General features: G+C 73.5%; 19 protein-coding genes. 7 read left to right on the top strand and 12 right to left on the bottom strand.

All coding sequences use genetic code 11. The features are described from left to right. Positions 1-47: 47 nt before the first annotated feature. Entirely contained in the window at positions 48-341 is a 294-nt protein-coding gene (locus IEX42_RS00205; RefSeq protein WP_229660455.1) for a YrhK family protein, read from the bottom strand. Positions 342-365: 24 nt separating this feature from the next. Here IEX42_RS00205 and IEX42_RS00200 point away from each other — a divergent pair, with 24 nt between their 5' ends. Beyond that, positions 366-680 (top strand): hypothetical protein, encoded by a 315-nt coding sequence (locus tag IEX42_RS00200; protein ID WP_188777134.1) that lies wholly within the window; start codon positions 366-368, stop codon positions 678-680. Positions 681-683: 3 nt separating this feature from the next. On the opposite strand, the gene IEX42_RS00195 is transcribed toward IEX42_RS00200, so the two are convergent. Next, positions 684-1,175, bottom strand: coding sequence for a pyridoxamine 5'-phosphate oxidase family protein (locus IEX42_RS00195; protein ID WP_188777132.1), 492 nt, complete (start codon positions 1,173-1,175; stop codon positions 684-686). 125 nt (positions 1,176-1,300) lie between these two features. Here IEX42_RS00195 and IEX42_RS00190 point away from each other — a divergent pair, with 125 nt between their 5' ends. Beyond that, positions 1,301-1,660, top strand: coding sequence for a PLD nuclease N-terminal domain-containing protein (locus tag IEX42_RS00190; protein ID WP_188777130.1), 360 nt, complete (start codon positions 1,301-1,303; stop codon positions 1,658-1,660). A gap of 10 nt (positions 1,661-1,670) precedes the next feature. Here the strand turns inward: IEX42_RS00190 and IEX42_RS00185 are convergent, their stop codons facing one another. Genes IEX42_RS00185 through IEX42_RS00150 form a run of 8 tightly spaced genes read right to left on the bottom strand, consistent with a single transcriptional unit; the run spans position 1,671 to position 14,227 of the window. Continuing rightward, positions 1,671-3,341, bottom strand: a complete 1,671-nt coding sequence (locus tag IEX42_RS00185; protein WP_188777128.1) for a phospholipase D family protein — start codon at positions 3,339-3,341, stop codon at positions 1,671-1,673. A 55-nt stretch (positions 3,342-3,396) separates the two neighbouring features. Next, entirely contained in the window at positions 3,397-6,408 is a 3,012-nt protein-coding gene (locus IEX42_RS00180; protein ID WP_188777126.1) for a bifunctional [glutamine synthetase] adenylyltransferase/[glutamine synthetase]-adenylyl-L-tyrosine phosphorylase, read from the bottom strand. 42 nt (positions 6,409-6,450) lie between these two features. Continuing rightward, the gene (locus IEX42_RS00175) at positions 6,451-7,788 is read right to left on the bottom strand and encodes a glutamine synthetase family protein (RefSeq protein ID WP_188777124.1); all 1,338 of its coding nucleotides are present in this window, start codon (positions 7,786-7,788) and stop codon (positions 6,451-6,453) included. A gap of 9 nt (positions 7,789-7,797) precedes the next feature. Then, positions 7,798-9,234: an FGGY-family carbohydrate kinase gene (locus IEX42_RS00170; RefSeq protein WP_188777122.1), complete on the bottom strand. Its 1,437-nt coding sequence runs from the start codon at positions 9,232-9,234 to the stop codon at positions 7,798-7,800. Next, positions 9,231-10,664: an FAD-binding oxidoreductase gene (locus IEX42_RS00165; RefSeq protein WP_229660454.1), complete on the bottom strand. Its 1,434-nt coding sequence runs from the start codon at positions 10,662-10,664 to the stop codon at positions 9,231-9,233. The genes IEX42_RS00170 and IEX42_RS00165 overlap by 4 nt, the downstream gene beginning before the upstream one ends. 23 nt (positions 10,665-10,687) lie before the next feature. Then, positions 10,688-11,464 carry an SDR family oxidoreductase gene (locus IEX42_RS00160; RefSeq protein WP_188777118.1) on the bottom strand — a complete coding sequence of 259 codons (777 nt, stop codon included), beginning with the start codon at positions 11,462-11,464 and terminating at the stop codon, positions 10,688-10,690. 4 nt (positions 11,465-11,468) lie between these two features. After that, positions 11,469-12,197 (bottom strand): type 1 glutamine amidotransferase, encoded by a 729-nt coding sequence (locus IEX42_RS00155; RefSeq protein WP_188777116.1) that lies wholly within the window; start codon positions 12,195-12,197, stop codon positions 11,469-11,471. Beyond that, positions 12,194-14,227: an NAD(+) synthase gene (locus IEX42_RS00150; protein WP_188777114.1), complete on the bottom strand. Its 2,034-nt coding sequence runs from the start codon at positions 14,225-14,227 to the stop codon at positions 12,194-12,196. Before IEX42_RS00150 ends, IEX42_RS00155 begins: the two co-directional genes overlap by 4 nt. 326 nt (positions 14,228-14,553) lie before the next feature. Between IEX42_RS00150 and panB the strand changes: the two genes are divergently transcribed. Together panB and IEX42_RS00140 are read left to right on the top strand one after the other, a co-directional pair. After that, positions 14,554-15,405: a 3-methyl-2-oxobutanoate hydroxymethyltransferase gene (gene panB / locus IEX42_RS00145; protein ID WP_188777112.1), complete on the top strand. Its 852-nt coding sequence runs from the start codon at positions 14,554-14,556 to the stop codon at positions 15,403-15,405. A 53-nt stretch (positions 15,406-15,458) separates the two neighbouring features. Then, on the top strand, positions 15,459-16,988 hold the full coding sequence (locus tag IEX42_RS00140; protein WP_188777109.1) for a M15 family metallopeptidase: 1,530 nt from the start codon (positions 15,459-15,461) through the stop codon (positions 16,986-16,988). A gap of 76 nt (positions 16,989-17,064) precedes the next feature. Here IEX42_RS00140 and IEX42_RS00135 read toward each other — a convergent pair whose 3' ends face one another. After that, complete coding sequence (locus tag IEX42_RS00135) at positions 17,065-17,328, bottom strand: hypothetical protein (RefSeq protein WP_188777107.1); 264 nt, start codon at positions 17,326-17,328, stop codon at positions 17,065-17,067. Between the two features lie 6 nt (positions 17,329-17,334). Further along, on the bottom strand, positions 17,335-17,526 hold the full coding sequence (locus tag IEX42_RS00130) for a hypothetical protein (RefSeq protein ID WP_188777105.1): 192 nt from the start codon (positions 17,524-17,526) through the stop codon (positions 17,335-17,337). A 66-nt stretch (positions 17,527-17,592) separates the two neighbouring features. Between IEX42_RS00130 and IEX42_RS00125 the strand changes: the two genes are divergently transcribed. From IEX42_RS00125 to IEX42_RS00115, 3 genes are read left to right on the top strand one after another with little or no spacing between them, the layout of a single operon-like run. Beyond that, a complete protein-coding gene (locus IEX42_RS00125; protein WP_188777102.1) occupies positions 17,593-19,209 on the top strand; it encodes a circularly permuted type 2 ATP-grasp protein in 1,617 nt (538 codons plus the stop codon). Then, positions 19,203-20,126: an alpha-E domain-containing protein gene (locus IEX42_RS00120; RefSeq protein ID WP_188777099.1), complete on the top strand. Its 924-nt coding sequence runs from the start codon at positions 19,203-19,205 to the stop codon at positions 20,124-20,126. The genes IEX42_RS00125 and IEX42_RS00120 overlap by 7 nt, the downstream gene beginning before the upstream one ends. A gap of 1 nt (position 20,127) precedes the next feature. Continuing rightward, the gene (locus IEX42_RS00115) at positions 20,128-20,964 is read left to right on the top strand and encodes a transglutaminase family protein (protein ID WP_188777097.1); all 837 of its coding nucleotides are present in this window, start codon (positions 20,128-20,130) and stop codon (positions 20,962-20,964) included. Positions 20,965-20,980: the final 16 nt, after the last annotated feature.

Here is a 20,980-nt window from a genome sequence, read left to right as displayed (position 1 = left end):
GCCCGTTCACCTGCGGTTGGGACCGTGCCCGCCGCGGTCGGTCCTCCCTAGAAGTCGTGGCCGCCGTCGCCCACACCCGGGAGGTCGGGGTGGATGCGCTGGAGATGGACCCGGCGGACCAGCCGGATCACCGGGCGGACCAGCATCTCGATGCTGCCGACGACGAAGAGCCACGTGCCGGCGTACGTCGTGGACTCCCCGAAGAACAAGAAGCTGCCCACCAGGAACCACACCCCGATGAGGACGTCGTTGACGATGCTGAGCGTCTCGTAGCGCTGCCGGATCACCAGCTCCTCGTGGCCGAGGTGGAGGGTCAGCGTCCGGGAGTCCTGCGTCGTCACGACGCCGATCATAGGATCGTCTGCGTGAGCGTCCTTCCCGTGCAGGACCCGTGGGCCGACGAGGTGTACGACGCCCGTCTCGAGCCCCGTCCACGCGGTCCGGTCCGCCGGGTCCTCGTGACCGCGCTGGACCTGTGGTGCGCCAACAACGGCGGCACGATGGAGCTCACGAGGGCGGCCGACGTCGTCGTCCGGCGCCGGTACGACGGCGTCGCCGAGCTGCGGATCCGGGTCCGGGCCGCCGACGACGCGCCACGGGTGCTCCACCGGGTGCGTCAGGACCTGCTCGACCTCGACCCCCAGGAGTTCCGCCAGGTCTGGTTCACGCCCTCCGGCTGAGTCTCAGGACCCGCTCGTGGCGACCAACCGCTGCAGGAACGCCGGCATCCGGTCCGGGTCGGAGTAGTCGTAGAACCGCGCCCAGGTCGGACGGATCGCGATCCGGGCCTGCTGGTCGAAGACGGTACGCACGTGGGCCTCGAAGTCCGCGGCGCTCTCCTCGCCCATCGTCCGGCGCGCGGCCATCAAGTACTCCGGCACGATCCCCTCGACGACCGTGATCTCCACGCGGCCCCGGACCGACAGCGCCTGCGCGCTCTCGGGGGTGTCGCCGGCCTCGACGGACAGCGCGACGTCGGGCCGCTCGCGCAGCGCGGCGACCTTCGGCGCCTCGGGTGCGGTGGAGACCACGAACTCCTCGCCGGTCCACCAGAAGCCGACAGGGACCGTCCGCGGTGTGCCGTCCGCAGCCACGTAGCCGAGGTGCGCGGCGGCCGTCGCGGCGAGCAGGTCGCGGGCGGCGTCGATCTCGGTCGCGATGTCGTCGGGCTGCACGGCGTCTCCTCGGGGTAGGGACCCGACGCTACGTCGGATCTCGAGCTGTCGACACCCGCCCAGCCGTGCCGACGACCTCAGCCGATCCGGGGACAAGCAGCGCGAGGCGAGACGAGGATGCCGCCATGATCCGTTTCGAGGCGCTCCTGGGCGTCGTCTCCCTGGCGCTGGCGATCTACTGCCTGATCGACGTCATCCGCACCCCCGACGCCGTCGCCCAGCACCTGCCGAAGATCGGCTGGTTGCTGCTGGTGCTGTTCTTCCCGTTCGTCGGTTCGGTGGCCTGGCTGGTCGCCGGCCGGCCCCGACCGACCACCCAGCCGCGCTCGACCTCGGCGTTCCCGGAGTACGACCGCCCGGGCCGGATGGTCGCCGCCGACCCCGAGGCCGACGACGCCTTCCTGCGGCAGGTGCGCGAGCGCGCGGAGGAGCAGCGTCGCCGCTACCGAGAGCAGCAGCGCCGCCGGGAGCAGGACGGCGCCTGAGGGACTCGGCTCAGTAGCCGCCCGACCGACGCAGCGGCGCCGGTCGCCCGTCCGGGTCGTGCAGCCAGAGGTACGCCGGCCACGCCAGCAGCCGCCGGTGCCAGGCCAGGTCCGGGGGCGACAGCCGGCGCAGCCGACCCGGCGGACGCTCCCCGGTCCGGCCGCCGCGGTGCCAGTCCTCCAGCGCCTGCGCCGTGCGGGCGAAGGTGTCGTACATCGCGACGGGGTCGACGCAGTCGGCCATCACCGACAGCAGCGAGTCCTCGTCGGTGGCGTCCACCTCGGGGTCGAACGGACGGTCGAGGTGCTCCGCGGCCAGCGCGAGACGCAGCCGCAGCGCGTACGTGCTCCGGTCGGCGGCGTTGCCGTCGTCGGGCCCCCTGTCCCGGTCGACGACGACCGCCGATAGCTCGGAGTCGTGCGTCCACGACCGGCGGTTGAAGTTGTCGGACCCGATGGTGGCCCACTGGTCGTCGACGACGCAGGTCTTCGCGTGGACGTAGACCGGCGTGCCCGCGTGGTTCTCGATGCCGTAGACGGCGACCCGGTCCGGCGCGACCGCCAGCATGTCGCGGATCGCGCGGTAGCGGCCCAGCACCTGCGCGGTGCGCGAGTAGCCCTCGACGTCGGGGTACATCGGGATCACCGCCATCACGTGCAGGTCGGGCTGCTCGCGCAGCGCGTCGGTGAAGACGTTCCCCACGTGGTGGCCCCAGAGGTACTGGTCCTCGACGTAGACCAGGTGCCGCGCCCGAGAGATCGCCTTGCTGTAGCCGCGGGCGACGCTGCGCTCACCGCCGCGGGCGAACGGGAAGTCCCGGCCGTGCCGCAGGTTCGGGTACGTCCGCAGCAGCTGCACCGCGTGCGTGCCGCCCTCCGAGTCCGCGACCTGCGGCGGGGGCGGCGCCTGGACGGGCAGCGGGTCGGGCGTGAGGTCCATGCCGCGCACCCGGTCGGCGACGACGTGCAGCTTGTTGCGGCTCAACGGCGTCGGGTCCTCCCAGCGCTCCCGGAACACCGTCTCCACGTCGTGCACCGCGGGCCCAGAGATCGCGGCCTGGATGTCGTGCCAGGGCGGGGTCGCGCCGTACTCCTGCGCCATGTCGAGGGCCTGCGGGTCGCCGCCGTGGTCGATGTCGTCGCGGCGGGAGTGGCACAGGTCGATACCGCCGACGTACGCGATGTCGCGGGCGGGGTCGTCGCGGTAGCGGATCACGACCATCTTCTGGTGGTGGGAGCCGCCGGTGCGCACGCGCATGTCCAGCAGCGCCTCGGCGCCGCGACGCTGCAGGGTACGGCCCAGCCGGCGGTTGCTGCCCGCGGTGAACCCGATCGCCTCGACGTGGGAGCGCCAGACCAGGCCGCGCACGTCGACGCCGCGCTCGTCGGCGCGGGCCAGCACCTCGGCCACCTCGCTGCCCGGCTCGCCGGTCAGACGCTCGTCGGCGTCGCCCTGCCAGTCCGTGAACAGCACCAGGTCGCCCGGGCGCGTGGCCTCGAGACGTTCGTACAGCTCGGCGAAGTACGTCGCGCCGTGCACCAGCGGGCGGACCAGGTTCCCCTCGGACCAGGCCACGTCCGGGTGGGCGGCGTCGATGCTCGTCCGCGGGTTGCCGCGCTCCTCACGGGTCAGGAACCAGTCCGTCGGCTCGCCCGTGCCCGCCCCGTTGCCCTGCCCCACTCGCCGGAGCGTACGCCCGCGCGGGGCGGCCACTGCCGGGCGGTCTGCGGCCGCCCTAGTTCCAGAACACCCGGTCCACGACGGCCGCCGCCTGACGCGCCCTGCGCTGGTAGTCGTTGAGCATCTCGTCGGTCTCCCCGGCGGAGTAGCGCAGCACCTGGGCGACCGCGGCCCGCTCACGGAGGTCGTGCGGGAGCTGGTCGGAGGGACGGCCGCGCACCTGGACGGTCGCGTTGCGGGCGCGGCTGGCCGCCAGCCAGGCCGCGGAGAGCACCTCGGAGTCCTCGGCGGAGAGCAGGTCCGCCGCCACCGCGGCGGCCAGCGCCTGCAGCGTCTTCGGCGTCCGGAGGCCGGGAACCGCGTGCGCGTGCCGCATCTGCAGCAGCTGCACCGTCCACTCCACGTCGGCGATGCCGCCGCGCCCGAGCTTGAAGTGGGTCGCCGGGTCGGCCCCGCGCGGCAGCCGCTCGGCGTCGACGCGCGCCTTGATCCGGCGGATCTCGACCACGTCGTCCTCGCTGAGCCCGTCGGCCGGGTAGCGCAGCGGGTCGATCAGCTGACGGAACCGCTCGCACAGGTCCCGGTCGCCGACGACCGGGTCGGCGCGCAGCAGCGCCTGGGCCTCCCAGACCTGGGACCACTTGGCGTAGTAGGCGGCGTACGAGCCGATCGTGCGCACCATCGGGCCGCCGCTGCCCTCGGGCCGCAACCCCGCGTCGACCTCGAGCGCGGGGTCGCTGGCCGGCAGCGAGAGCAGCCGTCGCAGCTCGGCCACCACCGCCTTGGCGTACGACGACGCCACCTCGGCCTCGGCGTCCGGCAGCGGGTCGTGCACGAAGATCACGTCGGCGTCGGAGCCGTAGCCGAGCTCGCCGCCGCCGTACCTGCCCATCGCGACCACGGCCATCCGCGTCGGCACCTCGATGCCGCGCGCCGTGGCGACCGCCCGCATGGCCACGCGCAGCGCCACCTCGAGCGTCGCGTCGGTGACGTCGGTCAGGGAGTAGCCGACCTCCGCGATCCCGAACGGCTCGGTCAGGTCGGCGACCGAGATGCGCAGCAGCTCCCGGCGTCGGACGGCGCGCACCGACCGGATCGCGTCCTCGGGGTCCTCGCGACGGTCGGCAGCGGCGACCATCTCCTTCTCGATGGCCTCACGGGTCAGCGGGGTCAGCGCACCGTCGCCGCCGAGGATCCGCACACCCTCGGGCTCGCGCTGCAGCAGGTCGGTGGCGTAGCGGGAGGTGGCCAGCACCTGCGCCAGCCGCTGGGCGGCACGGCCCTCGTCGCGCAGCATCCCGAGGTACCACGTCGTCTTGCCCAGCGCCTCGGAGATCCGCCGGAAGCCGAGCAGACCCATGTCGGGGTCGGGCGCGTCGGCGAACCAGCCCAGCAGCACCGGCAGCAGCGCCCGCTGGATCGACGCGGTCCGCGAGACCCCCTTGGTGAGGGCCTCGAGGTGGCGCAGCGCCGCCTGCGGGTCCTCGTACCCGAGCGCCTTGAGGCGCTCCACGGCCGCCTCCGGGGACATGATGTCGCCGTCCGGGACCTTGGCGACGGCGGCCAGCAGCGGGCGGTAGAAGAGCTTCTCGTGCAGCCGGCGCACCTCGCGGCGCTGCCGCTTCCACTCGGCGTCCAGCTCCTCGACGGGGCGCTTCATGAAGCCGAGCGAGCGGCCGAGGCGGCGCAGCGACTCCTCGTCCTCGGGCAGCACGTGGGTGCGCCGCAGGTCGAAGAGCTGGATGCGGTGCTCGAGGGAGCGCAGGAAGGCGTACGCCCGGTGCAGCGACTCGCCGTCCTCGCGGCCGACGTACCCGTACCGGATCAGCTGGGCCAGTGCGCTCAGCGTGGTGGGCGCACGCACCCGCTCGTCGCTGCGCCCGTGCACCAGCTGCAGCATCTGCACGGCGAACTCGACGTCGCGCAGCCCTCCGGAGCCGAGCTTGATCTGCCGGTCGGCCTCGTGCGCGGGGATGTGCTCGACGACACGGCGCCGCATCGCCTGCACGTCGCCGACGAAGCCCTCGCGGGTCGAGGCCGACCAGACGAACGGCTGCACGACCTCGCGGTACGCCTCCCCCACCTCCGCGTCCCCCGCGACCGGACGCGCCTTGAGCAGGGCCTGGAACTCCCACGTCTTGGCCCAGCGCTCGTAGTAGCCCTCGTGGCTGGCCAGGGTCCGCACCAGGGGCCCCTGCTTGCCCTCGGGCCGGAGCGCGGCGTCAACGGGCCAGATCGTCCCCTCGCGGGTGTGGTCGCTGCAGACCTGCATCGTCGTCGAGGCCAGCTTGGTGGCCACGCGCTGCGACCGCTGCTCGTCGGCGCCTTCGGCCGGCTCGGCGACGAAGATGACGTCGACGTCCGAGACGTAGTTGAGCTCGTGCCCGCCGCACTTGCCCATCGCCACCACCGCCAGCCGCGTCGACAGCGAGTCGTCGCCGACCTGGGCCCGAGCCACGGCGAGGCCGGCCTCCAGCGTCCCGGCCGCGAGGTCGGCCAGCTCGGCGGCGAGGTCGTCGACGCCGACCTCGTGGGCGAGGTCGCGCGCGGCGATCCGCAGCAGCAGCCGGCGGTACTCCACGCGCAGCGCGTCGGCGGCCTCCGCCGGCTCGAGGGTCGCCACCGGGGAGTGGTACGTCGGCGCCGCCCCGACGGCGCGGAGCAGGCTCGCGCGCACGGCGTAGGCGGCCGGTCGCGTGCAGCCCATCGTCGGGTCGGTGAGCTCGCGCCACTGCTCGGGGTGGCGTACGAGGTGCTCGCCGAGCGCGCGGCTGGCGCCGAGCACGCACAGCAGGCGCATCGCGGTGCCCTCGTCCTCCACGAGCTCCTCGAGCATGGCCTCCCGCTCCTCCAGCCGGTCGGCCAGGGCGCACAGCCCGGCCAGGGCCAGGTCGGGGTCGGCCGTCCGCGCCAGCAGGGGCACGAGCGGACCTGCCGCCGCTCCGAGCTCGGCGGCGTGCCGCTGCGCCTCGGCTCCGTCGAGGAACCCGGCGCGGACCAGCTGTGCGGACGTCGGGGTGGAGCCGGTGCCGCTCGGGGCCTGCGAGGGTGCAGGGTCGGAGGCCATCGGGTCAGGTTAGGCGAGACGGAGCGACGGTGATGCGCAGCCCTACAGCGTCGAGAGCATCTGGTCGCGCTCGTACGCGCTGACCTGCCCGCGGTAGGCCTCCCACTCGGCGCGCTTGTTGCGCAGGAAGAAGTCGTACACGTGCTCGCCGAGGGTGTCGGCGAGCAGCTCGGACTCCTCGGCCACCACGATCGCCTCCTTCAGCGTGAGCGGCAGCTGCTTGAGCCCCAGCGCGCGCCGCTCGGCCTCGGTCAGCGACCAGACGTCGTCCTCGGTCTCGCGCGGGAGCTCGTACTCCTCCTCCAGGCCCTTCATGCCGGCGCCGAGGATGGTCGCGAACGCGAGGTACGGATTCGCCGCGGCGTCCAGGCTGCGCACCTCGACGCGCGTGGACTGCCCCTTGTTGGGCTTGTACATCGGGACCCGCACCATCGCGCTGCGGTTGTTGTGGCCCCAGGAGACGTACGACGGCGCCTCGCCGCCGCCGATCAGCCGCTTGTAGGAGTTGACCCACTGGTTCGTGACCACGCTGATCTCGGCCGAGTGCCGCAGGATGCCGGCGATGAAGTGCCGGGCGGTCTTGGAGAGCTGGTACTCCGCGCCGGCCTCGAAGAACGCGTTGCGGTCGCCCTCGAAGAGCGAGACGTGCGTGTGCATCCCCGAGCCGGGGTGGGTGGTGAACGGCTTGGGCATGAAGGTCGCCCAGATGTCCTGGCTCAGCGCCACCTCGCGCACGACGGTGCGGAAGGTCATGATGTTGTCGGCCGTCGAGAGCGCGTCGGCGTAGCGCAGGTCGATCTCCTGCTGCCCCGGGCCGCCCTCGTGGTGGCTGAACTCGACCGAGATGCCCATCGACTCCAGCATCGTGATCGCCTCGCGGCGGAAGTCCGAGCCCATCGACTGCGCGGTGTGGTCGAAGAAGCCCGAGCGGTCCACCGGCACCGGCTCCTCGCCGTGCCCGGGCTTGCCGTTGAAGAGGTAGAACTCGATCTCGGGGTGGGTGTAGAAGGTGAACCCCTTCTCCGCCGCCATCGACAGGGTGCGCTTGAGCACGAACCGCGGGTCGGCGTACGACGCGGAGCCGTCGGGCATCGTGATGTCGCAGAACATCCGGGCCGTCGCGGGCGACTCTCCGCGCCACGGGAGGATCTGGAACGTCGCGGGGTCCGGCTGCAGCAGCATGTCCGCCTCGGTGACACGGGCCAGGCCCTCGATCGCCGAGCCGTCGAACCCGATGCCCTCGCTGAAGGCGCCCTCGAGCTCCTGGGGCGCCACGGCCACCGACTTCAGGTAGCCCAGCACGTCGGTGAACCACAGGCGTACGAACCGGACGTCGCGCTCCTCGAGCGCGCGGAGCACGAAGTCTTCCTGCTTGCCCATGCCGCGAGCCTAGGGCCTGACCTCGCCCAGCGCGCCCTGCGCCTCGCGCAGCGACGGACCCAGCGCCGCGCGCAGCCCGCGCAGGGCGCCGCCGAGCCGCTGGTACGTCTCGTGCCGCGCCGGGTCGGGGCTCGTCGGCGCCGTTCTCGGCACCATGGCCGCGACCGCCTCGGCGAACCCCGCGAAGACGCCGGTGCCGACGCCGGCGCAGATGGCCGCACCCCGGCCGGCGGCGCTGTCCGTGGCGTCACCGACGTGGACGGGGAGCCCCGTGACGTCGGCGACCACCTGCCGCATCACCGCCGAGCGCGCACCACCCCCGGTGAGCAGCACACGACGCAGCGGACGCTCCAGCTCGCGCGCCATGGCCGCGACGTGGTCGCCCATCGTCATCGCCAGCCCCTCGAGGAGCGAGCGGTGCAGGTGGCCCGCGCCGTGGCGGGCGTCGAGGCCGACGAACGCTCCCCGTCGGTGCGGCTCGTCGGGCGGCGCGAGCCAGTCCGGCACCGTCAGCAGGCCTTCGGCGCCCGGCGGGACCCGCGCGGCCTCGACCTCCAGCCGCTCCTCCCAGGACCCGTCTCCGGCGCCGAGCGAGGGCCCGACGAGGGCGCTCAGCCACGTGACGGTGCCCATCCCCTGCCGTACGCCGTGGCTCTCGTGGAGGTAGCGGCCGGGCTCGGACCCGAAGTTCGTCCAGGACGCGGTCAGCTCCGGCCGGTCGCGCTCGCCGGTGACCATCGCCGCGACGTACGTGCCCAGCGAGAGCAGGACGTCCTCCGGCTCGCGCAGCCCGGCGCCGAGCGCCTCGACGGCCTTGTCGTTCGAGGTCGCCACGACCGGCACGCCCGCCGGCAGGCCCGTGGCCCCCGCCGCCTCGGTGGTGACGGTGCCGAGCACCGCGCCCGGCGCGACGAGCGTGGGCAGCTGCGCGCGGCGCAGGCCGTACGACGCCACGACCTCGTCGTCGCGCGACCAGTCCCACCGGTCGGTGTCGACCGGCCACTGGCCGCGGCACGAGCCCGCCGCGTCCCGGGTCTCGCCGGTGAGCCGGCGGGTGAGGTGGCCCGACGCCGCGCAGACCGTCGCCGCCTCGCGCACCGGGTCGTGCGGCCGCGAGACGCGCTCGTCCATCCAGCTCATCACCGGGGCGCTCAGCCGGCCGTCCGACCCGACCAGCGCCCGACAGAAGCGGACGCCGCACAGGCCGACCGCGGCGATGTCGCCGCGCGCGTCCCCGAGACCGGACACCGCCTCCCGGCAGGCCGCCGCCGTCGCGTCCCACAGGTCGTCGTCGGGGTGCTCGGCGACCCCGGGCACGGGGCGGGCGAGGGGTCGCAGCGCCCGCCGTCCCTGCGCGACGACGCCGCCGGTGCTGTCGTGGACGACGACCTTCGCGCTCTGCGTGCCCAGGTCGATCCCGAGCAGCAGCGGGCCGCGCCGGGTCACCGCGGCCAGACGGTGCCGGGGTTCATCACGCCGTGGGGGTCGAAGACCTCCTTGAGCCCGGCCAGCAGGCGCCAGGAGGAGCCGTGCTCGGCCTCGACCCACGGCGTGCGGTACTTGCCCACCCCGTGGTGGTGCACCATCGAACCGCCGACCCGCAGCGCCTCCTCGACGATGATCGCGTTGAGCGGCTGGTGGTACTGCACGATCTCCTCGCGCGGCTCGCACCTGATGTCGTAGTCGTAGACGAAGTAGAGGTTCGTGCCGGTCTGGTAGCTGTGCGAGGAGTGCGCGCCGAGCATCGTCAGGTCGGCCACGTGCGGGAACTCCTCACGCACCCGGCGCAGCACGGACCCGTGCAGCTCGGCGACGCGCGACCACGCCACGGACACCTCGGTCGTGTAGCCGAGGTGGGCCCGGGTGCGCATCGCCTCCTTCTCGGCCTCGATCTTCTCCGGGCCCCAGTTCAGCGCGCCGAACCACTGCTCGACCAGCGCGGGGTCGACGCTCTCGGCGCCCGCCTCCAGGGCCAGCCGCTGCACCTCGGCGGCGGTGGCCGCCACGATCCCCCGCGGCCCCTCGGCGACGACGACGAGCACGCTGCGGTCGTTCCAGCCGGGCCACCCGGCGAAGTGCTGGGCGGCGTCGCCGGCGTCGTACACCCGGCACACCGAGGGCCGGAAGCCCGCCGTGACCACCTGCCGCAGGACGTCGGCCCCGGCGGCGAGGTCGTCGACGAAGTAGCCGAGGAACCGGCGCGTCTCGGGCAGCGGGTAGACCTGCACCGTCACCTCGGTGACGAAGCACAGCCCGCCCTCGTTGCCGATCACGACGTGCCGGACGTCCGGGCCCGCCGCGCGCCGCGGGACGTCGCGCACCCGCACCACCGCGCCGCCGGGCAGCACGGCCTCCAGGCCGGTGACCATGTCCTCGATGCCGCCGTACAGCGTCGAGAGCTGACCGATCGACCGGGTCGCCACGAGTCCGCCCATCATCGCCAGCGGCTGCGACTGCGGGGAGTGGCCGGTGGTCAGGCCCTCCGCGTTGAGCGCGACCTCCAGGTCCGCGAGGCGTACGCCGCACTGGACGGTCGCCTGCATGTCCACGGCGTCGATCGCGAGCACCCGGTCCATCGCGGAGCCGTCGAGCACGATGCTGCCCTCGACGACGACCTCCAGGCCCCCCTCCGTGCCCGTGCCGCCCGTGCGCGGCACCACCGGCACGCGCCGCTCGTCGGCCAGCGCGAGAACGGCGGAGACCTGCTCGGTGGAGCCGGCGCGCACGATGGCCGCGGGCTGCGGGCCGTCGTAGATGCCGTGCACGGACTGGTACTTCTTGAACCTGTCCTGGCTCATCTCGCGCAGGTGTGCCGGGTCGGTGTCGACCGCGGCGGCGCCGACGATCTCGGTGAGGCGGTCCAGCAGGTCGCTCACGGGTGCTCCTGGGGTCTGGTCGGTCATCGGACGAGGTAGCCGCCGTCGACGGTCAGGACGTGCCCGTTGACGTAGTCGGAGGCGCGCGAGCACAAGAACACCAGCGCGCCCATGAGGTCCTCCGGCTCGCCCCAGCGGCCGGCGGGCACGTGCGCGCGCACGGCGCTCTCGGCCTCGGGGTCGGCGCGGGTGCCGGCGGTCAGCGCGGTGGCGACGTACCCGGGCGCGAGGGCGTTGACCTGGACGCCGCTGCCGGCCAGCTCGTCCGCGTACGCCTTGGTGAAGCCGACCAGACCGTGCTTGGTGGCGGCGTACGCCGGCGACCCCCGCCCACCGAGGAACGAGAACACCGAGGCGATGTTGACGATCTTGCCGGCCCCCTGGCCGACCATCGGCACCGCAGCCTCGTGCGCGAGCTCGAAGGCGGCGGTGAGGTTGAGCGCGACCATCGCGTCCCAGGCGGGCCGCCCGAAGTCGCTCCAGGGGGCGACCACGTTGAGGCCGGCGCAGTTCACCAGCACGTCCAGGCGACCGAGCTGCGCGAGGCAGCCCTCGACGACCTCGCGAGGGGCGCCGGCGGCGGTGAGGTCGACGCGCACCTCGTCGTAGCGGCGACCGTGCGCCTCCACCAGCGCCCGGGTCCGCCCGCCGTCGTCGGCGAGGGTCGGCACCCACACGTCGGCGCCGGCCGCGGCCAGCGCCACGCTGAACGCCTGCCCGAGACCGCCGTTGCCGCCGGTCACGACGGCGACCTTCCCCGTCAGCGAGAACCAGTCGGTCGAGAAGTCCCCCACACCCACGTCGTCAGCGTGGCAGATCGGTGGCGCCGCTCGCGAGCCCGACCAGCGCCCGGGCCAGCGGCCGCCAGTCGCGAGCCAGCTCGTCGTGCCGCAGGGCGACCGCGGCGCTCATCGCCGCACGCTCCTGGGCCCCGGGTCGGTCGGCCTCGGCGGCGGCCCAGCCCGCGGTGATCGCCTCGTGCGCCTCGGGGTGGGCCTGCACGCCCCAGACGGTCGGCGCGAGGCGTGCGGCCTGCACCTCCCCGCGCGGGGCGCGCGCCAGCACCGTCGCGCCGGGCGGCAGCGCCTCGACGACGTCGCCGTTCCAGTGCACGACACCGGCAGCGGCACTCACCGGCCCCAGCAGCGGGTCCTCGGTCGCCTCGTCCGACCAGCCCACCGGCAGCACGCCGAGCTGACGGCCGAGGGGGTTGCGGTGGACGCGGCCGCCGAGCGCCACGGCGCAGACCTGGTGGCCCAGGCAGATCCCGAGCGTCGGCACCTCCTCCGCGGCGGCCGTGCGCACCAGTGCCGTCGCGGTGTGCACGTCAGGGTGGTCGTCGTACGCCGCCGGGAAGCCGCCCAGCACCACGACGGCGTCGTGCTCGGCCAGCGTGGCCGGGGGCGTCTCGCCGCGGTCGAGGTGGCGCACGTCGAGCACGGCACCCTCCTCGACCAGCCACTCGCCCAGCCAGCCGACGGGGGCGTCGTCCTGGAACTGGACCACCAGGACGCGAGGACTCGGGCCGCTCACCGCTCGGGCACCTTCTCGAGGTCGGCCAGCCACGCTGCGGCGTTGCCGTCGCTCGGCGCACGCCAGTCGCCGCGCGGGGACAGCGAGCCGCCCGCGGAGACCTTCGGCCCGTTGGGGATGGCGGAGCGCTTGAACTGGCTGAACCCGAAGAACCGCCGGCAGAACGACTCCAGCCAGTGCCGGATCGTGCCCAGGTCGTACGCCGGCCGCTCACCCTCGGGGTAGCCCGGCGGCCACTCCCCCTGCGCGGCGTCGGCCCAGGCGTGCTCGGCAAGGAACGCGATCCGGCTCGGGCGGGCACCGCGGCGCAGCACGTGGAAGAGCGTGAAGTCGGCGAGGGCGTACGGGCCGATCGCGTCCTCGGTGGACTGCGGCCGCTCCCCCTCGGCCACGGGCACCAGCTCGGGGCTGATCTCCGCGCCGACGATCTCCAGCAGCACCTCGTCGGTGGCTGCGTCGAACTGGTCGGTGGAGACCGCCCAGCGGATGAGGTGCTGGATCAGCGTCTTCGGCACCCCGGAGTTCACCGTGTAGTGCGACATCTGGTCGCCGACGCCGTACGTGCACCAGCCCAGCGCGAGCTCGGAGAGGTCGCCGGTGCCGAGCACGATCCCGCCGCGGTGGTTCGCGAGCCGGAACAGGTAGTCGGTGCGCAGCCCCGCCTGGACGTTCTCGAACGTGACGTCGTAGGTCGGCTCCCCGTCGGCGAACGGGTGGTCCAGGTCGCGCAGCAGCTGCTCGGCCGCGGGCCGGATGTCGATCTCCTCGAAGCTCACGCCCAGCGAGGTGGCCAGCCGCGTCGCGCGGTCCTTGGACTCCCCGCCGGTCGCGAAGCCGGGCATCGTGTAGGCGAGGATCTCCGAGCGGGGCCGGCCCAGCCGGTCCATGGCCTTGGCCGCGACGATCAGCGCGTGGGTGGAGTCCAGCCCGCCGGAGACGCCGATGACGACCTTCGGCTGGCCGATCGCGGTGAGCCGCTGGACGAGTCCGGCGACCTGGATGTTGTACGCCTCGTAGCAGTCGAGCGCGAGCCGGTCGGCGTCGTCGGGCACGAACGGGAAGCGGTCGACCTTGCGCCGCAGCCCGATGTCGCCGGCGGGCGGGTCGAGGGTGAGGTCGACCCGGCGGGCCGGCGGCGCTGCGGCCACCCGGCGGTTGTCCTCGAACGTGCCCTGGCGCAACCGCTCCTGGCGCAGCCGGTCCAGGTCGACGTCGACGACGGTGCGTCGCGGCCCGTCGGGGAACCGCTCGGTCTCGCCCAGCAGGTCGCCGCACTCGTACACCATCGTCTGGCCGTCCCAGGCCAGGTCGGTGGTCGACTCGCCCTGGCCTGCGGCCGCAAAGACGTACGCCGCCAGGCAGCGCGCGCTTGCCGAGCGCACCAGCAGCCGGCGGTCCTCGGCACGGGCGACGGTGATCGGGCTGCCGGAGAGGTTGGCCAGCACGGTGGCACCCGCGAGGGCGGCGTGCGCGCTCGGCGGCACCGGCACCCACATGTCCTCGCAGACCTCGACGTGCAGCACCAGCCCTTCGACGTCGGTGGCGTGGAACAGCAGGTCGGTGCCGAACGGGACCGTGGTGCCGAGCAGGTCGATGTCCGGCTCGGTGCCGTCGGGGGCGGCGTACCAGCGGGCGTCGTAGAACTCGCGGTACGTCGGAAGGTGCGCCTTGGGCGCCACGCCGAGCACGCGCCCCCGGTGGATCACGACGGCGCAGTTGTAGAGCCGGCTGCCGTGCCGCAGCGGCGCACCGACGACGAGCACCGGGCGCAGGTCCCGGCTCGCCTCGACGATGCCGCCCAGAGCCGCGAGCGTCGCGTCGAGCACCACGTCCTGCATGACGAGGTCGTCGATCGCGTAGCCGGTCAGGCCCATCTCCGGGAAGACGGCGACCGCCACGCCGTCGTCGTGGCAGCCGCGCGCCTGCTCCAGGACGGTCTCGGCACTCGTCGCAGGGTCCCCGATCGCGACCGGCACCGCGCACGCCGCCACGCGCGCGAAGCCCTGGGCGTACGCCGACCGGAAGTCCACGTCTTCATTCTCCCAGACGCGCGCCGCGCCGAGGCTCACGGCTGGTGCGCAGGCCGCGGAGGTCTCGACGCGCTCGCTGGCGCTCGCTGCTCGACCACCTCGGTGGTCGAGCCCGAACCGAGCGCAGCGAGGGAGGACGTCGAGACCCCCGCACCCGCGCACCGACACCACCGCGGTCCCACCAGCGCAGGCCCCCCTGGCGGTCCCCCGGGTCTCGACAAGCTCGACCACCTCGGTGGTCGAGCCCGAACCGAGCGCAGCGAGGGAGGACGTCGAGACCCCCGCACCCGCGCACCGACCGCGACCACCGGCGCTACCGTGCTCGCATGTCGAGCGAAGAGGCAGCGCCGTACGGCACCGGCAGCGAGTCGGCCCCGAAGCCGGTCCGCAGGATCCGTACCCACCACCTGCGCGAGATGAAGCAGCGGGGCGAGCGCTTCGCGATGCTGACCTCGTACGACCAGTACTCGGCGCAGGTCTTCGACGAGGCCGGGATCGAGGTGCTGCTGGTCGGCGACAGCGCCTCGAACAACGTCTTCGGCAACGCGACCTCGCTGCCGGTCACCGTCGACGAGCTGATCCCGCTGGCCCGTGCGGTGGCGCGCACCGCGTCACGTGCGCTCGTGGTGGCCGACCTGCCGTTCGGCTCCTACCAGGCCTCGCCGGAGCAGGCCTTCCACACCGCCGCCCGGTTCCTCAAGGAGGCCGAGGCGCACGCGGTGAAGCTCGAGGGCGGGCTGGCGATGGTCCCGCAGGTCCGCAAGCTGACCGAGGGCGGCGTCCCCGTCATGGCGCACATCGGGTTCACCCCGCAGTCCGAGCACAACCTGGGCGGCTACCGGGTGCAGGGGCGCGGCGAGGCCGGCGAGCAGGTGATCGCGGAGGCACGCGCGATGGAGGAGGCCGGCGCCTTCGCCGTCGTGATGGAGATGGTCCCGGGCGACGTCGCCGCCGAGGTGACGAAGGCGGTCTCGATCCCGACGATCGGCATCGGCGCCGGAGCGCAGTGCGACGGACAGGTGCTGGTCTGGGGGGACGCGTTCGGACTGCGCACCGGCCGGCTGCCGCGCTTCGTCAAGCAGTACGCCGACCTGCACGGCATCCTGCTCGACGCCGCGCGGACGTACGCCGCCGAGGTGAAGGACGGCTCGTTCCCCGGGCCGGAGCACACCTTCTGACCGGATTCCGGCGAACGACCCCGTCGGAGCCTCGTCGTTCCTAGGCTTCGTCCGTGAGGTCGACGCGCGCTCGGGCGCTGCCAGTCCTGTCCCTGCTCCTCGTCGGCGCACTGGGCACGGGCCCGCTCGCGCCGGCGAGTGCCGACGACAGCCCGGTGCCGGTCTCGCCGGTCGGTACGCCGGCACCCTCGGCGCCCGGAGGCGAGCCGACCCCCTCGACCCCGACCGCCTCGACGGCCCCGGCCGTCCCGACTGTCCCGACAGCCCCGCTGGCCGCCCCGACCGCGCCACCGGCTGCCGCGACCGCGACGGCCGCCAGGCCGACGATCACACTCGGGGCCACCGCACCAGGACGGATGGACCGCCCCACCACCCTGACCGCCACCGCCCGCGACGCGGGCGGCCGGCCGCTGCCCGGCAGGACCGTGCAGCTCGAGCGCGGCGGTGGCCGGCTGTGGACCCGCGTCGGCACGCTGACCACCGTCGCGGACGGGACGGCGACCCTCCCGACGCGCCTGCCGACGCCGTCCACGACGTACCGCGCGATCCTGATGCCGGCGGCGGCCGGGGACGTCGCCTACGCGAGCGCGCCCCGCACGGTCACTGCGCCGCCCGCTCCCACCACCACGACGCTCACCGCACCGGCCTCGGTCGTCGACGAGCGCACGGTGCGCCTGGACATCGCGAGCTCCACCACGGCCGACGGCGCCGGCGCGGGCGTCGCGGTCCCGGCCCGGGTCACCGTGGAGCGCCGGCTGGGGAACGGCGCCTGGACGCCGGCGGCGACCGTCCAGCTGAGCACCGCGGGCACCGGGTCGTTCACGTTCGCCCCGCGGGTGACGGCGTCGTACCGCGTGACCACGCCGGCCGGCGCCTTCTGGACGGGCTCGGTGTCCTCGCCGAGGACGATCACGAACCTCCCGCCGGGCACGGTCGTCCACCTCCCGGCCGGCTCGCCCCAGCCCCGCTCGATGGCGGCGCAGCCCCGGGCGACCACCGCCGGGGTCGGCGCCGTCGTCGGCGCGATCTCGAGCGCCCAGTGGGCACGGATGTCGGGGATCAGCTGGCACAGCGGCTGCCCCGTCGGCCGGTCGGGGCTGCGGACCGTCGACGTGAACTACTGGGCCTTCGACGGCTACCGCCGCCGCGGCCGGCTCGTCGTCAACGCGAGGGCCGTCAAGCAGTACGTCGCCGCCTTCACCGGCCTCTACAACGCAAGGGTCCCCATCCGGCGGATCTACCCGTCCGAGACGTTCGGCTACGCCAAGGCCTCGCACGGGGCGAACGACTACCTCGCCATGCAGTCGGACAACACCTCGGCGTTCAACTGCCGCTGGGTCACCGGCCGCCCCGGCGTGAACTCACCGCACTCGACCGGCTACGCCGTGGACATCAACACCTTCGAGAACCCGTACCACACCGTCAAGGACGGGTGGCTGCCGAACACCTGGTGGCCCGCGCGCTCCTTCGGGCTGATCGCCTGGCGCAGCCAGAGCGCGGTCGTGGTCTCGATCATGAGGCGCAGCGGGTTCGCCTGGACCTACGGCACCCAGGACTCCCAGCACTTCGACGTCCGGCGGTAGTCGTCGGTCACGGCCGGCGCGTACGTCACCGGGTCTCGACGTCGCTCGTCGCTGCCGCTCCTCACGGCTCGACCAACTACCGCGCGGCGAGCCACACGACACCGGCCCAGACCAGCAGGCCCGCCACCGGCAGCAGGAGCACCCGCCGCGGGGCCGGGGTGAACCAGCGGGCCCCGACGGCGAGGAGGACCAGCCACACGACCACGAGCGCGAGGACGGCGTACCACCGCAGGAACTCCACCGAGGCGAGGTAGACGAACAGCACGCAGGCCAGTGCGGCCATCCCGACGAAACCGCCCGAACGGTCCAGGTCGGGGAGCAGGCGGCGGCGCCGCGCCACGCGGGATCAGCCCTCCGACGAGGCCTCGTCGTTCCAGCTCGGGTCGTCGTCCCAGGCCTCGTTGCGCTCGGCGACCTTGTCGAGGGCGCGGGCGGCCTCCTCCGCGGAGTCGTAGGGCCCCAGCCGGTCGGCGGAGCGAGCCCCGTCGTCCCCCTCGACCTCGTGGGTCTTGAGATTGAACCAGTACTGATCGCTCATCCGGCCAAACTATCGCGCCCGCGGGCCCCCTCGGCAGGGTCGGCCGCTCTCGCTAGGGTCGAGAGCATGGATCAGCTTTTCGAGGGCTACACCGACGCCATGGGCGAGGCGTTCGACGAGATGTACGCCGGCACCGAGCTGCGCTCGTCGTACTCCCGCCTGCAGGCGACGCTCGCCGAGATGGGCCAGGGCGAGATCCGCTCACGTGTGGACTCCCTGGCCACCAGCTACCTCGACCAGGGCGTGACCTTCGACATCGGCGGCGAGGAGCGGGCCTTCCCGCTCGACATCCTCCCCCGGGTCATCGAGATGGAGCACTGGGCGCGGGTCGAGGCCGGCGTCCAGCAGCGGGTGCAGGTCCTGGAGAAGTTCCTCGACGACGTCTACGGCGCCGGCAAGGTCTTCGAGGACGGCGTCATCCCGCGCCGGGTGATCACCACCTCCTCGCACTACCACCGCGCCTCGGCCGGCATCGAGCCCGCCAACGGTGTGCGCGTCCACGTGAGCGGTATCGACCTGATCCGCGACAACGAGGGCGAGTTCCGGGTGCTCGAGGACAACGTACGAGTGCCCTCCGGCGTCTCGTACGTCATGACCAACCGCCGCGCCATCTCCGCCGCGATCCCCGAGACGGTCGGCGACCACCGGATCCGTCCCGTCGCCGGCTACCCCCAGAAGCTGCTCACCGCGCTGCGCGCCGCCGCACCGGCCGGCGTCACCGACCCGAACGTCGTCGTACTGACCCCGGGGGTCTACAACGGCGCGTACTTCGAGCACGCGCTGCTCGCCCGGACGATGGGCGTCGAGCTCGTCGAGGGCCGCGACCTGGAGTGCCAGCGCGGCCGGGTGATGATGCGGACCACCAACGGCCTGGAGCCGGTGCACGTGATCTACCGGCGCGTCGACGACGACTTCCTCGACCCGCTGCACTTCCGCGGCGACTCGATGCTCGGCTGCTCGGGCCTGATCAACGCCGCGCGCGCCGGCAACGTCACGATCGCCAACGCGGTCGGCAACGGCGTCGCCGACGACAAGCTCGTCTACACCTACATGCCCGACCTGGTGCGCTACTACCTCGACGAGGAACCGATGATCCGCAACGTCGACACCTGGCGGATGGGCGACGCCGACCACCGCGAGGAGGTCATGGACCGCCTCGACGAGCTCGTGCTCAAGCCGGTCGACGGCTCGGGCGGCAAGGGCATCGTCATCGGTCCCCGCGCGACGAAGGCCGAGCTGGACGAGCTGCGCACCAAGGTGCTGGCCGACCCGCGGTCGTGGATCGCGCAGCCCGTCGTCCAGCTCTCGACGGTGCCGACGTACATCGACGGCCGGCTGCGACCACGGCACGTCGACCTGCGGCCGTTCGCGGTCAACGACGGCAACCGCGTCTGGGTGCTGCCCGGCGGTCTGACCCGCGTCGCGCTCGGTGAGGGCGAGCTGATCGTGAACTCCTCGCGCGGCGGCGGGTCGAAGGACACCTGGGTGCTCGCCGGGCCGGGGCGCTCCCAGCAGCAGGCGCAGGCCCTGCTCCAGGGACATGCCGACCACGTCTCCCCCGCGCCGCCCGAGCCCGGTCCCGCGCTGGTCGACGAGACCGGCGAGGCGCCGGCCGAGGCCCAGCAGGAGCAGCAGCAGCAGCAAGCCGCGGACGCGAGCCGAGGAGGTGAGGCGACGTGCTGAGCCGCATCGCCGAGTCGATGTTCTGGATCGGCCGCTACGTCGAGCGCGCGGACGACACCGCCCGCATCCTCGACGTCCAGCACCAGCTGATCCTCGAGGACCCGTCCGTCGACGTCACCGAGACCGTGGCCAACCTGCTCTCGGTCATGGGCGTCGAGACCGACGGTCCGGTCGACGAGCACCAGATGATGGACATCCTGGCGTACGACCGGACCAGCCCGGCCTCCGTCGCGGCCGTCCTGGCCGCCGCCCGGGAGAGCGCCCGACGGGCCCGCGAGACGCTCTCCACCTCGATGTGGGAGGCGGTCAACACCACCTGGCTGGCCATCCCGTCGGGGCAGTTCCGCTCGATGCGGGCGCCGAGCGCCTTCGCCTGGGTGCGGGACCGCGCGGCCCAGATCTACGGCATCGCCGACGCCACGATGACGCGCGACGAGGGCTGGCAGTTCCTGGTCCTCGGTCGCTCGATCGAGAGGGCCGACATGACGGCGCGGCTGGTCGCCACGGCGTCGCTGGGCTCCGGGTCGGCGTGGGGCAACTCCCTGCAGGCCTGCGGGGCGTACGAGGCATTCCTGCGGACCTACAAGGGCCTGGAGACCGAGCGCGGCGCCGCCGAGTTCCTGCTCCTGGACCGGCTGTTCCCCCGCTCGGTGGTGTTCAGCCTCGCCCGCGCCGAGCAGTGCCTGTCCAACCTCGAGATCGGCGGCTCGCGCGCCGGCATCAGCAACGAGGCGATGCGGCTGATCGGCCGTACTCGCAACGAGCTCGAGTACCGCTCGCTCTCGGACGTGGTCGAGGACCTGCCGAGCGAGATGGAGCGGCTCCAGGTCACCTGTGCCCTTGCCACCGACGCGATCACCAAGCGGTTCTTCGCCGGCGCGGAAGCGACGGCGTGGGCCGGAGGGAAGGTCTCCTGACATGCAGCTGCGCATCGTCCACACCACCGGCTACACCTACGACGCCCGCGTCGGCGCCTCCTTCAACGAGGCACGGCTGACGCCGCAGACCTCGACCGGGCAGATCGTCAGCTACGACCGGGTCGAGGTCTCCCCCAAGCCGTGGGTCTACACCTACCGCGACTACTGGGGCACGGCCGTGACCGCGTTCGAGGTCTTCGACCCGCACGACTCGCTGACCGTGACCGCCACCGCGACCGTGCACACCGACCGCGCCCCGGCACCGGGGCCGACCCTGACGTGGACCGACCTGGCCGACCCGGACCTGCTCGACGAGCACACCGAGTACCTCACCGTCCCCGCGCGGGTCGAGCCGCCGACCGACCTGGTCCAGCGGTGCCGCGAGCTGGTCGGCACCCAGGCGCCGTCCGCGGTCGCCCGCGCCGTGTGCGACCTGGTGCACGACGAGATCGAGTACGTCTCCGGCTCCACCGATGTCGCCACCTCGGCGGCCGATGCCTGGACCCGCCGCTCCGGCGTCTGCCAGGACATCGCCCACCTGGTGATCGGGGCGCTGCGGTCGCTGGGCATCCCCGCGCGCTACGTCTCCGGCTACCTCCACCCCGACGCCGAGGCCGTCGTCGGCGAGTCGGTCCGCGGCGAGTCGCACGCCTGGGTCGAGTGGTGGGACGGGCAGTGGGTCGGCTTCGACCCCACCAACGCCACCGGCATCGACGACCACCACGTCGTCGTCGCCGCCGGGCGCGACTACGACGACGTACGCCCGCTGCACGGGATCTTCTCGGGCTCGGGGTCGTCGGAGATGTTCGTCGACGTCGAGATCACCCGCGTGCACTGAGCCTGCACGCAGACTC

It is taken from the genome of Marmoricola endophyticus, from assembly GCF_014644415.1.
GTDB lineage: Bacteria > Actinomycetota > Actinomycetes > Propionibacteriales > Nocardioidaceae > Marmoricola > Marmoricola endophyticus.
The sequence above is the reverse complement of the archived record's forward strand: the minus strand, read 5'-3'. Positions and strand labels throughout refer to the sequence as shown.

Bases quoted from the DNA above. Each gene is read 5' to 3' on its own strand.
- IEX42_RS00190 (WP_188777130.1), top strand. From the start codon at position 1,301: ATGATCCGTTTCGAGGCGCTCCTGGGCGTCGTCTCCCTGGCGCTGGCG.
- IEX42_RS00115 (WP_188777097.1), top strand. From the start codon at position 20,128: ATGCAGCTGCGCATCGTCCACACCACCGGCTACACCTACGACGCCCGC.
- IEX42_RS00180 (WP_188777126.1), bottom strand. From the start codon at position 6,408: ATGGCCTCCGACCCTGCACCCTCGCAGGCCCCGAGCGGCACCGGCTCC.
- IEX42_RS00125 (WP_188777102.1), top strand. From the start codon at position 17,593: ATGGATCAGCTTTTCGAGGGCTACACCGACGCCATGGGCGAGGCGTTC.
- panB (WP_188777112.1), top strand. From the start codon at position 14,554: ATGTCGAGCGAAGAGGCAGCGCCGTACGGCACCGGCAGCGAGTCGGCC.
- IEX42_RS00175 (WP_188777124.1), bottom strand. From the start codon at position 7,788: ATGGGCAAGCAGGAAGACTTCGTGCTCCGCGCGCTCGAGGAGCGCGAC.
- IEX42_RS00130 (WP_188777105.1), bottom strand. From the start codon at position 17,526: ATGAGCGATCAGTACTGGTTCAATCTCAAGACCCACGAGGTCGAGGGG.